Genomic DNA, 13,234 nt, shown 5'->3' with positions numbered 1-13,234 from the left:
TCCTCCAGCATCATTTACCAAACTATGAATGTTGCTTTATTTCACTCACTACGGCATTCTTCTTATGCATATACATATAAGAAATACTACAAACTACAATAACAATGCCACCAAAATATATACCGTACTCGGTCGCAAGTGTTACTATTACTTCTATATGCTTTCCAAATATAGAACCTAGTAAGAAATAAACTAACGTCCATACAAATCCTGTTACATATGAATAAATCGCATACGTTTTAAAAGACATGTTATTCATTCCTACTAAATACGGTACGATATGCCTCACAACAGGTATAAAATAACTTATAACTAATGTATAATGACCATATTTTGCTATCATCTCTTGCGATTTTAAAAGATACTTCGTCTTTTTCTTTTTCATCAATTTATTAAGTATTTTTATGCCAAAAATTTTCCCGAGTATATACCCTAAAGAAAGGCCGGATACAACGCCTAAATACGTTAGTAAAAAGGCGGGAATCAAATCCAATATACCCATCGATGATACTAATCCACCGCTCATTACAATCATTTCATCTGGAATCGGCATACCGATAATACCTAACCATAAACAGAAAAATAAAGCCCAATAACCATACTGCTCAATGTATGACATTAATTCATTTAGCTCCATTATGCATATGCTCTCCTTAGCTCTTTTTTACAGCTAAAGACGTAAGCTGGCGGGAAATTGAACCACACTTTTTCTAGTGTAATTTCAGGGAAGAAATGCTGTATAAATCCTTTTTTCACAAGTGAATATTGAAATGTAATAAATTCTCCATTCTCATGTATCGTTTCCATTACGCTGTTTAAAATGCGCTTTGAAACCTCTTCTGGTAAAGAAGTGAAAGGCAATCCTGATAAGATATAATCAATACATTCTATATTCAATTGTTCCCTATACTTCTTTATATTTTCCGCTGAGCCATGTATAACAATCACATTCTGCTCATCTTTAAATTTTCTCTTTAACTCTTTGAAAAATACTTCATTAATTTCAATAAGAAGAAATAATGTCTCCTTCTTCTTTCTCTTCATAATTTCTTTCGTAAAAGCTCCTGTACCCGGCCCTAGCTCTACAATGCATTTCGCTCTATTAAAATCAATTACATCTACCATCTTCTTTGCTAATATTTTTGAACTTGGCGCAATTGCACCAGTATGTTTCGGATGTTTAATAAATTCATGTAAGAATGTTATGAGTTGCATGTAACCTTCTCCCCATTCGTTCAATAGTTTTTAACTTGTTTCTAAGTATAACTATCGTTTCTTAATAAAAATTGAGGAAGTTTCTTAAGATTTTATGAAGAATAAAAAAACAGCTATCCCTATTACGATAGCTGTCCCTTTATTACTTCGCACTCACGATTTTATAATAAGAACGAACTGTGATGAAGTAATATCCAATATAAATAACACTATATACTCCAATACTAATTAAAAGCGGAATCATAATTTCAAATGGCAGTATGTTCCCTAAACCTTTTAATGCAAACAAGCTGTGCAGAATTCCGATTACTAGTGGAATTGCAAAGATAAAGCTCACTTGTTTTGCAATAGCTTTTTTCATTTCTTGTTTCGTTACCCCGACTTTATGAAGGACAATGTAACGATCACGGTCAGCACTTGCTTCTGTAAGCTGCTTAAAGTAAATGATTGAGCCTGTCGCTAATAGGAAGACTAAACCTAAGAATAGTCCGATGAACATCATTAGTCCAGTTGCTTCCAGTCCCATATGGAAACCAGTATAGAAGTCTCTAAATGGTGGTGCCATTTCTGATACACCAGTTGGCATCACTTTTGCTAATTTTTCCGTTAACACTTTACTGTTTCTTTCATCTTTTACATCAATATTTTTTACAATACGTGTTCCAAATGCTTGTTTCGCTTGTTCATACATTTCATCTGAAACGACAACAACTAGTTCACCTAAGTTTGTAATTGCATTATTATTTGCACCTTGGATTTTCAACGTCTTCGTTTCATTTTCAATTTGGAATACCGCTTTATTTCCTTTATATTCGGGGCTAAACTCATACCCTTCCATATAAGAACTATCATATATAAATGCTTCGCCAGTAGCTACATTCACTGTTTCCGCATCAATTTTTTTAGCAAGCTTGTTAAATTCAGATTGAGACATAAATTGATATTTCTCTGAAATCGTGTAATTCATATTAAGAATGAAATCAACTTTATCTCCTTCAAACTTCCCTTTTACAGGAACTGTCTCAATTTCAACTTGATCTTTGATCGGATGATCTTTCTTCTCTTCTGCAAAAATCGCATTTACTTTCTTATCAAGCTCTGCATCTTTTTTCTCGTAAGAATAACTGTATGGCATAGCTGCTTTTGATTGTGTAAATGTGTTGTAATACATCGTAACTGACGTACCAACCGCTGTTAATGTTACCGCACTTAAAATAGAAATCGTCGCAAGTGACTTTGCATTTCCTTTAATACGATATAGTAACTGTGACGTCGTTACCATATTCATACCGTTATAAAACGATGATTTATTATTTCTTGCACGTTTCAATACGAATACTGTAAAGAACATAAATAGTAAATACGTACCTAATACTGTCGCAAGTAATATATAAAGTGCGACTGCCATAAAGTTTGCATACATAACTGCTTTCATAAACATTAACGCTAAGAAATAACCTGAGCCGATTAAGAAAACTGAAATTAACGCCATAATGACAGATCCTTTTGGCATTGCTTCTCCTTCACGTTCTGCGCGGAAAAGTTCAATTAACTTAAAGCGATAAATTAAACGATATCCTTGGAGTGATGTATATAAAATAATCACAAAGAAAATAATTGCTGTATCAATAATTGCTGCCATTGGTACTTCAAAATGAACGTTTAAATTTAATCCCATCATATTTACTAATAACTCAAGGAATAATTTCGAAAGGACACTACCGATCGCAATCCCAATTACTAATGACATTAATCCCATTAACATATTTTCATAAAAGAGCATTTTACCAATTTGTCTTTTTCGAATACCTAATAACGAATATAAGCCAACTTCTTTTTTACGTTTACGTGTAAAGAATCCGTTCGAATATATAATAAACACTGCTACGAAAATGATAAGCATCACACTGGAAACTTGAAATGCACCACTAATCTTTTTAGAAGCTTCTGCTGCTTTTTCCATTTGTGAATTATATTGCAGTGCTTTAAATGTAAAATAAATAACAATACTAAAAATCATAGATGCGAAATATACAAAGTAGTCTTTAAAGTTCCGCTGTATGTTGCGGAGGGCAATGCTAGATAAGGTCATCAGCCATACCTCCAGAAATAGAAGACATTACGTCCACGACTTTTTGGAAGAACTGTTTACGCGTTGATTCACCGCGGTGCAATTCTTTATATAGTTCACCATCTTTAATGAAAATAACTCGTTTACAATAACTTGCTGCAAATGCATCATGCGTTACCATTAAAATTGTTGAGTTATCATATTCATTTAATGACTTCATACTTTCAAGTAAATCTGTTGCAGATTTAGAATCAAGCGCTCCAGTTGGCTCGTCTCCGAAAATCATACTTGGATTCGTAACAATTGCACGTGATGCTGCGCAGCGCTGCTTCTGTCCACCCGACACTTGATATGGGAACTGACTTAAAATATGATCAATACCGAATTTCTTTGAGATTTCAAGAACGCGGCGATCAATCTCACTCGCTTTCACCTTTGATAACGCAAGTGGTAAAGCGATATTCTCTTTCACTGTTAACGTATCTAATAAATTATAATCTTGGAAAATGAAACCTAAATGATCGCGGCGGAATAACGCTAACTTATCATCATTCATCTTCACAATATCTTTTCCATCAATTAAAATTTCACCGTTCGTCGCATTATCAATTGTAGAAAGAACATTTAGTAAAGTCGTCTTACCAGAACCAGAAGGTCCCATAATTCCAACGAATTCACCTTCTTTTACTTGTAAGTTAATACCTTTTAACGCTGCAAATTTATTACCACCCGTGTCATACACTTTTTCGATATTTTTTGCTTCTAACACTGTTTTCATCTCGACATCCCTCATTTCTTCTATTCTCTATTTTCAACTATATACACTCTCTACTCTTGCCACTATCGATGTTTCTTACACAAACATGACAGTTATGTAAGGCACATAAGTAAAGACATCAAAAAGTTAACATAATGAATTAAAGTACTTTGCTACTATAACATTGGGATATCATACCATCCATTCATTCTCCTTACAGGAACATTACAATTTTGTAAGGTAAAAAATGCACCTACAAAGTTGTGCACGAAATGTCGGATGGGGTTATTTCGTTCCTGTTATTCTATGTACAGAGGAGGTCATAATATGGATTCACTTAAAAATATGAATAATGCAATGCACTATATTGAAGGTAACCTTACGAATGAAATTGATTTTAAAGAAGTTGCGAGGCTAGCTCTCTGTTCTGAGTATCACTTTAAAAGAATGTTTTCGTTTTTAGCAGGCATATCACTATCTGATTATATTCGCTGTAGACGTCTTACTCTCGCTGCCTTTGAACTAAAAAACAGCAATGTAAAAGTCATTGATGTCGCTATAAAATATGGCTACAACTCACCAGATTCATTCGCTCGTGCATTTCAAAACTTGCACGGTATAACACCTTCAGAGGCCCGAAATAGTAGCCATTCTTTGAAGGCTTATTCACCAATGACCTTCCAGTTATCCATTCAAGGAGGAAATGAAATGAATTATCGAATTGAAGAAAAAGAGCCATTTCGAATTATAGGTATTACAAAACGAGTATCAATCGTTTTCAATGGTGTAAATGAAGAAATCGCTTCTATGTGGAAAAGTTTAAACCCAGACTCCATTCAAACATTAAAGTCCCTTTCAAACATTGAACCTACTGGAATTATTAGTGCCTCTACTAATTTTTCTGAAGGGAGAATGGAGGAAAAAGGAGAACTTGATCACTATATTGGAGTAGCCACAACGAAAGATTGTCCAGAGCAATTCGCGCAACTTGAAGTCGCAGCTTCAACATGGGCTATATTTGAAGCTGTCGGTCCATTTCCTGATGCATTACAAAATGTGTGGGGACGTATTTATTCTGAATGGTTCCCTTCTTCGAACTATGAACTAGCGGAAGGACCAGAGATATTGTGGAATGAAAGTAAAGACGTATCCTCTCCGAATTTCAGAAGTGAAATATGGGTACCTGTTTTAAAAAAGTAATATAAGAATCTAACCTTTCCAAAATAAAGAAGCTACTCTTCCTTTTTAAAGGAAAAGCAGCTCCTTTATTTTATACTTCTTCTCGACTCGTTCTTATACAAGAAAATAGTAATAATCGTAAGCACTATAATAACTGCAAAAGTAAATACTCTGTAGTTCGAGATAGTAGCAGTACCAATTAACAAGGCAGGTATAACCGCCACAATTAAGCCGCCAAACATACCAACAAACGATCCTATACTTTGTTTTACTACTTGAGTTTCTGATATCCAATCATAATAACCAAATCGATTATTAATGAAAATCCCCCATACTGCTGAAAATAATGAATATATTATCGGTGTTATGACGATGAAAAGAGAACTCCAAACATCTAGCTTTAACCCGATTATTAGTAATACAGCACTAATAAGTGATGCAGGTATACTCAATGAAAGATTCATAAGAATCTTACTATCATAAATCACCTTTGGCGCTATAGGCAATGATTTAATAATCCATACATTTTTTCCTTCTAAAGACAATGACACACATGTTGTACATGTCATCGAAATCGCTGCTGCAATAGCAAATGGGGCAATTTTTTGCAACAGGGGCTCAATTCCAGGATACGCTATTAATTGGCTTGGTCCTACTACAACTATAGCTAGCGAGAAAGCTAGCGCCATCACGACTCCCATTCCACTATTTATAACATACACTGTAGAAGAGAAGAAACGTGTCAGCTCTTTTTTATACAATGCGACCAATACACTCTCTTTTTTCATGCTATTAATCTCATAATTTGAAAGCATATGATAAGTGGTGATCCCTGTGTTTATTTGCTTATATTTTAACGAAAGTATTTTTATAAAAAGATAATACCAAATCACTGATATCCCCACAAATAAGATGAAAGCTAACATATCAGCATTAACAATTGCTTTTTGAAACATGTTAGCTAATGGATACACTTTAGTTAATTGCTCCGAAACAATTGCACCAATTCCGTTCATATCATTAAGGCTATATTGAGCATTTCCGTTTTTTAGCATAAAGGAACCGAATGTAATAATTACTATAAAACTTAAAATCGTAGTTATTTTATTCGTATTTTTAAATTTAGAAGCGATTGCCGTAATCGAAGCTCCAAAGATTGCTGCGATTGTTGTTGGGATTAAAGATGCGATAAACATACTGATGAACCACATAAAGTAAAAAGAAACTGATGGATTTTCATGTATACAATACACAACTCCCATTGGTAGCATGATTATGATTGAAAAGATTGTATTCAGCAGGTATAAATACAAAAATCTACTTGCAATAACAGTACTTACGCGAATCGGCAATGACATTAAAAAGTCGTAATCCTTAAAAGCAAAAATTTCTCCATTTGCCTTAAATATAGTGAAAAACAACGTTAATACACTGCTAATAACTAGTGCATAGACGGGAATAATTTCACTCATTCCTAGTTTTACCAACCCATATGCCGAAGCTCCGCAATATAACATTAACATGACACCAACTAGAGCAATAGATGCTGTCAGCAAAATCTTATTCTGCTTCTTTTTCTTATCTTTTTCGTATTTAAAGGTGTTTAAACCGAGCTGCGTTATCAACCGAATTTTCAAAAGACCTAAACTATTAGTATTCATTAGCAAGCTCCTTCATAAAGAGCTCTTCCAATGAGCCTTCCTTAATTAAAGAATTTACTTCTCCTGAAAGTGCTAATTTCCCTCTATTAATCATCGCTACTTTATTACATAACTTCTCAGCTACATCTAAAACGTGCGTAGAAAAGAAAATCGCACTTCCTTTTTCACAAAGCTCTTTCATAATACCTTTCAATACTACGGCTGCCTTTGGATCAAGACCAACGAAAGGTTCATCTAAAACTAATAATTTTGGTTTATGTAAAACCGCCGATATAATCGCTACTTTTTGTTTCATACCGTGTGAATAAGAAGATATTAAGTCCCCTAAGTACGGTGTAATCTCAAAAGCATCCCCATACTTCTGTATCTGTTCTTCCCGATCCCTCGCAGGCACTTTAAACACATCCGCAACAAAGTTCAAATATTGAATTCCTGTTAATTGCTCATATAAATCTGGATTATCAGGAATATACGCCATTACTCTCTTACATGCAATCGGATCCTTTTTTACTGAATGTCCATCAATAAAAATTTCACCCTCTTCAAAATCTATAACTCCTACTAACGACTTAATTGTTGTACTTTTCCCCGCACCGTTATGTCCAATAAATCCAAAGATATCCCCTGCTTTAACAGCAATATTCAAATGATCAACTGCTTTCTTACCGTCTTTATATGTCTTGCTAAAATTTATAATTTCTAACATGTAAATCCCCCCAAAATCACCTTTTCGATTGAATTTTCAGACCTTAAAACGAAAAATTTACTCAGTGAGCTTTTCATTATTCCCACTGAGTATTAAAATCCCTTAACACATAGAAACTATAAATATAAAATTTGACTAATATAACTCACATTTGTATTTCTTTTTTATACAAAACGTAAGAATATAAATTCGTTATAATGACAGCAACTACTATAATCCCAAGCATTATATAAGTTCTCCAATCAGCCGGAGCGAAAACACTTATAATCATAATAACTCCTAACGCCACAAATACTTTTCCGCTAAACCGATGTGTTTTCCGCCATACTTCTTCATTACTTAACGTCCATGGATTACGCATCCCGACAAAAAAGTTTGGCTTACACTGTGGTAAATAATTACCCATTACTAAAAATAAAACACCAACTAATAATTCAGGTACCCGATTAATGAATAAGTTATATCCTAATCCACTTGTAATAATATCTATATTTCCTACAAATAGTAGCAATAGTACCCCATTATTCATCATCATAAAGGCTTTAGAAAATTTCTCGTAATTTGCTTTCCTTGGATCAATCTTTGGTATCACATTTAGAAATATATATAATGCAATCATAATTCCGACCATAGAAACCATTCCGTAAAATTTAGACGAATAGCCATCTACCTTACCGCCGCTCCAATGTGTCGCAATTGTATCCGGCAAATGCGGCCAAGCAAACGCCCAAGCTAAACAAGTTATAACGATTAATAAGATTGCAAAAAGATGTTTTTTCATTTCCCCTCTTCCCCCTTATTCGTAAATGTAAACACCCAAGTCAACAAATCTTGAAAGACCGTTGTGTTTAAAGAGTACACAACGAATTGCCCTTTCTTTTCATCTTGAATAAGTTCAGCATTTTTAAGTGCGTTTAAGTGGTGTGAAATACTTGGTTTTGTCATATTGAAATGTTCAGCGATCTCACCAGCGGTTAGATCGCCTTCTTTTAATAAATCTAAAATTTTTCGCCTTGTTGGATCTGCTAATGCTTTGAATGCTTGATTCAATGTCTTTCTTCCCCTCATTAATTAGACATTTAGATATTTATCTAAATGTTAAAATGATTTTAGTTAATTGTCAATCATCTATACGCCCCTTTTTATTTGGTACCCTACGCCAATTACTCTATATTGAATAAAATCTAAAGATTACGCAGGTTAAAAAGGAAAGCAGCTCTTCTGTTTCTTTTCTTAATAATACTTTTTCTGGAACTTCTACAACTGTCTCATCACTTAGTTGTTGTTTTTCAAATAAGCGCAGCCTCTTCCATATGTGTTTTCTCCATTGACTAATCTGTTTGTAAACAATTCCATTCAACCAAAATAGAAACGGTCTAGATTGATCATATGTTGAAATAGATTTCCAAAGTTGAAAGTAGATTTCATTTACGATTTCATTTGTATCATGCCGATTTTTAACTATAGCAAAGACGGTTTCATAGACTCTCTGACTCGTTAAGTTAAATATAAATTCAAAAGCCTCCTCGTCACCTTTTAGTAAACGCTCTATCCAAATATGTATATCTTCATTACTTGCCAAGTAGTGCCCCCTCCTTAACGATGTTCTCACTATATATTGGACGGTAAGCAAAATAAAGTTCCAAATTTCATAAAAAATATAATACTTTTTATTCATTCATATATTTAAAAGGAAAATATATTGAATTATTCCTATAATACTTTTTACTTTTCTAACTTTTAACCTATACTGTTTACTAGCTTATCTTTCAACATAATGAAAAGACTTGAAACACATGATACACTATAGCTACAATTGTTTTTTTTGAGGAGGAATATACATATGTATAAAATTTTAATCGTTGAAGACGATCCAAATATTTCATCATTACTGCAATCTCACATTCAGAAGTACGGTTATGAGGCTGTTGTAGCGGAGAATTTCGATGATATTATGGAATCGTTTAACGCTGTGAAACCACATCTTGTTTTACTTGATGTAAACTTACCGAAATTCGATGGTTTCTACTGGTGCCGTCAAATTCGTCATGAATCTACTTGTCCAATTATTTTCATTTCAGCGCGTGCTGGTGAGATGGAACAAATTATGGCGATTGAAAGCGGTGCGGATGATTACATTACAAAGCCGTTCCACTACGACGTTGTAATGGCGAAAATCAAAGGACAATTACGCCGTATTTACGGTGATTATGCACCAAATATTTCTGAACGTATCGTTGAAGTAGAAGGGTTAAAACTATTTCCAGAACGTCCAGAAATTCATTTTGGATCTGAACAAGTTCTTTTAACGAAGAAAGAAGCTATTTTAGCAGAAATGTTATTATCAAAATTCCCTCGTACAGCGAGCCGTGAAGATTTATTAGCTGCGCTTTGGGATGATGAAAGTTTCGTTGAGGAAAATACATTGAACGTAAACATTACGCGTCTTCGTAAAAAGTTTAATGAGCTTGGTATTGAGAACTCTATTGAAACAGTACGTGGACTTGGATATCGCTTTAACGCAACTTGGAGTGAATAAGCATGAAGCTATTTTTACGTGATCATTTTGCATTTTTCCTACTGTACGTATTAAACTTCGGTATCATCTTCGTTCTTTATGATGCAGTAGATGGATTTCAAAACAATAAATTTTACTTCGTTGTTTTAAGTTTATACTTATTTATTTGTTTCCTCGCTTATCGTTACGTTCGCAATCGTAGAATGTACCATAGATTAAGTGAGCAACCAGAAAAAATGGAAGATGCGTTTATTGAAAGAGCGACTGCTCCGATGCCTCACGGTGTCAATGAACTCGTGCGTACGCAGTACCGCCTCTTCCAAAAAGAACTACAATCGTATGAAGTAAAACAACAAGAACATCAATTATTTATTAACCATTGGGTACATCAAATGAAGACACCTGTTTCTGTTATGCAGCTTATGGTGCTAGAAATGGAAGACGAGCATTTAATTCCAAAGTTTAAAAAAGAATTAGAGCGTCTAAACCAAGGGCTTGATATGGCTTTATACATGGCTAGGTTAAATAACTTCCATGAAGATTTCCATGTCGAGACGATTTCATTAAAAGATACGGTAACAAAAAATATTAACGGATTAAAAGAACTATTCATTCGTAATGGTGTCTTCCCTGTTTTAGAAGTCCATTCTGATTTAAAAGTTGCTTCTGATGCGAAATGGCTAAAATTTATCATCTATCAGTTAATGACAAATGCTGTTCGTTACTCTGGTGAACGCGGAAAGAAAGTTTTCTTATCTGCTTATCGAAACGGAAAAGATATTATTTTAGAAGTTCGTGATGAAGGTGTTGGTATTCCGCAAGAAGATATTCGAAGAGTATTTGAACCGTTTTACACTGGGAAAAACGGTCGCGCATTCGGAGAATCTACTGGTATGGGACTTTATATTGTAAGTAAAATTTGTGATTATTTAGGTCACTCTGTCAAACTAGATTCTGAAGTTGGTAAAGGAACGACGATTAAAATCATCTTCCACAACGCTGCAAATAATCAAGCAGAACATACGGAGAAGGTGACCGAAGCATGATCGTAACATATGCAAGCAAAATGTATGAGAACTCAATCTCATACATTTTTTGCAATACAACTACTTCTATATCTTCTAGCCGGAGGTATAATCTATGACATTTTGGCAATTTGCATTTAAAAATGTAACGCGTAATTCAAGAGCTTATTTTGCTTACTTTGTAAGTAGTTCCTTTTCCATTGCTGTGTTCTTTTCATTTGCTGTTTATTTGTTTCATCCGAAATTACAAAATTTTAGCATGACCTCTGAAATTTCAGGATTAATGATATTTTCAGAAGTAGTAATTGTATTTTTCTCTTTCTTCTTTTTACTATATTCTATTGGTACTTTTTTTAAAGTTAGAAAAAAACAATTTGGTATTTTGACCATTTTAGGAATATCGAGAAAACAATTACATCGTCTTGTTTTTATGGAGAATATGTTAATCGGGATTTTATCTATCTTTTTCGGCATGCAGTTTGGAGTTGTTTTTTCTCAATTTTTTTTATTAGTAACAGCCAAACTTACGCATGTTCCAGGAATATATTTATACGGTCCTACTAACGCGTTTATTCTAACAACCATTGTTTTCCTTAGTCTTTTTATCATTGTATCTGCATTCACACCAATGCTTATTCGTACAAAAAAAGCGGTACACCTTTTAAAAACAAATGGTGGAAAACAAAAAGAAAGAAAACCCTCCATACTTGTTTCATTATTTGGTGCGATTTGTTTATTTGGTGGTTATGCGTTAGCTGGAAATCCTAAATATTTCGTATCAGTAAGCCCGCAAATCGGTGTTATATATATGGTTTCAAGTATTTTCGTTATCCCAATGCTTGTTACAATCGGAACATATTTCTTCTTTTCACAAATTAGTTTCTTACTGATTTATATTTTAAAGAAAAGAAGGAAGTTTTATATGAAACGGATTAATATGCTTTGGATTTCGGATTTAGCGAGCCGTATTCGAACGAATATTAATATGCTTTTTATTGTAGCGATGCTATCTACGATCGCTTTCACAATGATTACGTTTCTATATGGATTCGGGAAATTTATTAAGCTAGAAGTTAATAGAACTTCTCCTTTTCCAATTTCTTATTTTTCTTATGATGCGAACCCTTTTGTTACAGAGCATTTAAATTGGCTTGAGCAACAATTACAAAAAGAGCATTTCCCTTATCAAAAAATAGAAGCTGATATATATGAAACACCACTAAAAGAAGATAAAGATATAGCCATTTATAATGACGTATACGCAATTAAGCAAAGTGACTATAACAAACTTGCAGATTCTTTACGAATGAAACAACTATTTATGGATGATAACGAAGCATATGTGCTAACAGGGACATCTTATATCACCATATTCAACGAATTTGAGCAAAGCTACAAAAGAGATTACATTACACTCTCTAGTACAAATACGAAATTACGAGTGAAAGGCTATGAGCATGTAAACGCAATCCCATCTGACTTTTCATATCAAACGATAGTGTTGCCTGATATTATCGTAAATAACTTACCTAACACCGTAAAACATATATCAGCATACAATTACAAAATTCAAAACTGGGAACAGACATATGAAATTGCTGATAATTTTATAGAAAAGGTGCAAAAAGATCGAAATAAATCCCAGTATGAAGGACCTCTTATTCGATCCTTTGAATCAGCAGGATCGTTATACAAAATAACATCTGGTAGTGCCGCATTCTTCTTAATCGGGACATTTTTAGGAGTTATCTTCTTCATTGGAGCTGGTAGCGTTCTTTACTTTAGAATGTATACGGATTTGACGAACGAACAAGAGAAATATATAACGATTTCTAAAATCGGTGTAACAGATACAGAGATGAAACGATCTGCAACCATTCAACTTAGTATTTTATTTTTCATTCCGTACATTATGGCATCCATTCATACAATGTTCGCAACAAAAATGCTACAAGATGTAATTGGTTTATCTCTGTTCAAAGAAGTTTCAGCCGTTCTTATTATTTTTGGATTCGTTGAAATCGTATTTTTCTTATTTATTCGTTCACTTTATATGCAAAAATTATCACAGTACACGAGTGGACAAAATATTTAAAACAAAC

13 protein-coding genes are annotated in these 13,234 nt (G+C 33.7%); 4 read left to right on the top strand and 9 right to left on the bottom strand.

Annotation, left to right across the window (positions count from 1 at the left end; genetic code table 11):
* Nucleotides 1–22: 22 nt before the first annotated feature.
* The 4 genes from CN409_RS26145 to CN409_RS26130 all read right to left on the bottom strand — a co-directional run bounded on the left by CN409_RS26145 (nucleotide 23) and on the right by CN409_RS26130 (nucleotide 4,064).
* Nucleotides 23–637, bottom strand: a complete 615-nt coding sequence (locus tag CN409_RS26145) for a DedA family protein (protein ID WP_000422376.1) — start codon at nucleotides 635–637, stop codon at nucleotides 23–25.
* Nucleotides 637–1,215 carry a class I SAM-dependent methyltransferase gene (locus tag CN409_RS26140; RefSeq protein ID WP_001176071.1) on the bottom strand — a complete coding sequence of 193 codons (579 nt, stop codon included), beginning with the start codon at nucleotides 1,213–1,215 and terminating at the stop codon, nucleotides 637–639. The genes CN409_RS26145 and CN409_RS26140 overlap by 1 nt, the downstream gene beginning before the upstream one ends.
* A 142-nt stretch (nucleotides 1,216–1,357) precedes the next feature.
* A complete protein-coding gene (locus tag CN409_RS26135; RefSeq protein ID WP_000176146.1) occupies nucleotides 1,358–3,307 on the bottom strand; it encodes an ABC transporter permease in 1,950 nt (649 codons plus the stop codon).
* A complete protein-coding gene (locus CN409_RS26130) occupies nucleotides 3,294–4,064 on the bottom strand; it encodes an ABC transporter ATP-binding protein (protein ID WP_000859656.1) in 771 nt (256 codons plus the stop codon). Before CN409_RS26130 ends, CN409_RS26135 begins: the two co-directional genes overlap by 14 nt.
* Before the next feature lie 306 nt (nucleotides 4,065–4,370).
* Here CN409_RS26130 and CN409_RS26125 point away from each other — a divergent pair, with 306 nt between their 5' ends.
* The gene (locus CN409_RS26125) at nucleotides 4,371–5,243 is read left to right on the top strand and encodes an AraC family transcriptional regulator (protein WP_000377725.1); all 873 of its coding nucleotides are present in this window, start codon (nucleotides 4,371–4,373) and stop codon (nucleotides 5,241–5,243) included.
* 65 nt (nucleotides 5,244–5,308) lie between these two features.
* Here CN409_RS26125 and CN409_RS26120 read toward each other — a convergent pair whose 3' ends face one another.
* The 5 genes from CN409_RS26120 to CN409_RS26100 all read right to left on the bottom strand — a co-directional run bounded on the left by CN409_RS26120 (nucleotide 5,309) and on the right by CN409_RS26100 (nucleotide 9,171).
* Nucleotides 5,309–6,883, bottom strand: a complete 1,575-nt coding sequence (locus tag CN409_RS26120; RefSeq protein ID WP_097981107.1) for a permease — start codon at nucleotides 6,881–6,883, stop codon at nucleotides 5,309–5,311.
* A complete protein-coding gene (locus CN409_RS26115; protein WP_000889752.1) occupies nucleotides 6,873–7,589 on the bottom strand; it encodes an ABC transporter ATP-binding protein in 717 nt (238 codons plus the stop codon). The genes CN409_RS26120 and CN409_RS26115 overlap by 11 nt, the downstream gene beginning before the upstream one ends.
* Before the next feature lie 145 nt (nucleotides 7,590–7,734).
* The gene (locus CN409_RS26110; protein ID WP_000716351.1) at nucleotides 7,735–8,370 is read right to left on the bottom strand and encodes an SdpI family protein; all 636 of its coding nucleotides are present in this window, start codon (nucleotides 8,368–8,370) and stop codon (nucleotides 7,735–7,737) included.
* Nucleotides 8,367–8,639, bottom strand: a complete 273-nt coding sequence (locus CN409_RS26105) for an autorepressor SdpR family transcription factor (protein WP_001070526.1) — start codon at nucleotides 8,637–8,639, stop codon at nucleotides 8,367–8,369. Before CN409_RS26105 ends, CN409_RS26110 begins: the two co-directional genes overlap by 4 nt.
* A 118-nt stretch (nucleotides 8,640–8,757) precedes the next feature.
* Nucleotides 8,758–9,171, bottom strand: a complete 414-nt coding sequence (locus tag CN409_RS26100; RefSeq protein WP_000157858.1) for a sigma factor — start codon at nucleotides 9,169–9,171, stop codon at nucleotides 8,758–8,760.
* A gap of 261 nt (nucleotides 9,172–9,432) precedes the next feature.
* Here CN409_RS26100 and CN409_RS26095 point away from each other — a divergent pair, with 261 nt between their 5' ends.
* The 3 genes from CN409_RS26095 (at nucleotide 9,433) to CN409_RS26085 (ending at nucleotide 13,227) form a co-directional block, all read left to right on the top strand.
* Nucleotides 9,433–10,128, top strand: a complete 696-nt coding sequence (locus tag CN409_RS26095) for a response regulator transcription factor (protein WP_000276738.1) — start codon at nucleotides 9,433–9,435, stop codon at nucleotides 10,126–10,128.
* 2 nt (nucleotides 10,129–10,130) lie between these two features.
* Nucleotides 10,131–11,153 (top strand): sensor histidine kinase, encoded by a 1,023-nt coding sequence (locus tag CN409_RS26090; RefSeq protein ID WP_000765341.1) that lies wholly within the window; start codon nucleotides 10,131–10,133, stop codon nucleotides 11,151–11,153.
* A gap of 94 nt (nucleotides 11,154–11,247) precedes the next feature.
* Nucleotides 11,248–13,227 carry an ABC transporter permease gene (locus CN409_RS26085; RefSeq protein WP_000145076.1) on the top strand — a complete coding sequence of 660 codons (1,980 nt, stop codon included), beginning with the start codon at nucleotides 11,248–11,250 and terminating at the stop codon, nucleotides 13,225–13,227.
* Nucleotides 13,228–13,234: the final 7 nt, after the last annotated feature.

The organism is Bacillus sp. AFS012607 (assembly GCF_002558005.1).
Classification (GTDB): Bacteria; Bacillota; Bacilli; order Bacillales; family Bacillaceae_G; genus Bacillus_A; species Bacillus_A thuringiensis_S.
The sequence above is the reverse complement of the archived record's forward strand: the minus strand, read 5'-3'. Positions and strand labels throughout refer to the sequence as shown.

Coding starts and splice junctions, on each gene's coding strand:
- CN409_RS26145 (WP_000422376.1), bottom strand. CDS start 637: ATGGAGCTAAATGAATTAATGTCATACATTGAGCAGTATGGTTATTGG.
- CN409_RS26140 (WP_001176071.1), bottom strand. CDS start 1,215: ATGCAACTCATAACATTCTTACATGAATTTATTAAACATCCGAAACAT.
- CN409_RS26135 (WP_000176146.1), bottom strand. CDS start 3,307: ATGACCTTATCTAGCATTGCCCTCCGCAACATACAGCGGAACTTTAAA.
- CN409_RS26130 (WP_000859656.1), bottom strand. CDS start 4,064: ATGAAAACAGTGTTAGAAGCAAAAAATATCGAAAAAGTGTATGACACG.
- CN409_RS26125 (WP_000377725.1), top strand. CDS start 4,371: ATGGATTCACTTAAAAATATGAATAATGCAATGCACTATATTGAAGGT.
- CN409_RS26120 (WP_097981107.1), bottom strand. CDS start 6,883: ATGAATACTAATAGTTTAGGTCTTTTGAAAATTCGGTTGATAACGCAG.
- CN409_RS26115 (WP_000889752.1), bottom strand. CDS start 7,589: ATGTTAGAAATTATAAATTTTAGCAAGACATATAAAGACGGTAAGAAA.
- CN409_RS26110 (WP_000716351.1), bottom strand. CDS start 8,370: ATGAAAAAACATCTTTTTGCAATCTTATTAATCGTTATAACTTGTTTA.
- CN409_RS26095 (WP_000276738.1), top strand. CDS start 9,433: ATGTATAAAATTTTAATCGTTGAAGACGATCCAAATATTTCATCATTA.
- CN409_RS26090 (WP_000765341.1), top strand. CDS start 10,131: ATGAAGCTATTTTTACGTGATCATTTTGCATTTTTCCTACTGTACGTA.
- CN409_RS26085 (WP_000145076.1), top strand. CDS start 11,248: ATGACATTTTGGCAATTTGCATTTAAAAATGTAACGCGTAATTCAAGA.